General features: G+C 70.2%; 1 protein-coding gene. It reads left to right on the top strand.

Translation table 11 applies throughout. From position 1 onward, the window contains the following. Positions 1-24: 24 nt before the first annotated feature. On the top strand, positions 25-503 hold a 479-nt coding region (locus ACI796_RS23130), incomplete at its 3' end, for a UDP binding domain-containing protein (protein WP_456943560.1).

Below are 503 nucleotides of genomic sequence, written 5' to 3'. Positions count from 1 at the left end.
ATCGTGGCCCGCGGCACCCCGAAGGTGAGCACCGACCACGCCACCGCCGAGATGGTCAAGACCGCCGCCAACAGCTTCCTGGCCACCAAGATCTCCTTCATCAACGCGATGGCCGAGCTGTGCGAGGCCACCGGCGCCGACGTGAAACTGCTGGCCGACGCGATCGGCCACGACGACCGGATCGGCCGGAAGTTCCTCAACGCCGGCCTGGGCTTCGGCGGCGGCTGCCTGCCCAAGGACATCCGCGCGTTCATGGCCCGCGCCGGCGAACTGGGCGCGGACCAGGCGCTGACCTTCCTGCGCGAGGTCGACAACATCAACATGCGCCGCCGGATCCGGATGGTGGAGCTGGCCCGCGAGGTCTGCGACGGGTCGCTGCTGGGCAAGAAGGTCGCCGTGCTGGGCGCGGCGTTCAAGCCCGACTCCGACGACATCCGCGACTCCCCGGCGCTGAACGTGGCCGCCCAGCTGCAGCTCCAAGGCGCGGTGGTGTGCGTGACCGA

Source organism: Geodermatophilus sp. SYSU D00525 (genome assembly GCF_054050475.1).
The sequence above is the reverse complement of the archived record's forward strand: the minus strand, read 5'-3'. Positions and strand labels throughout refer to the sequence as shown.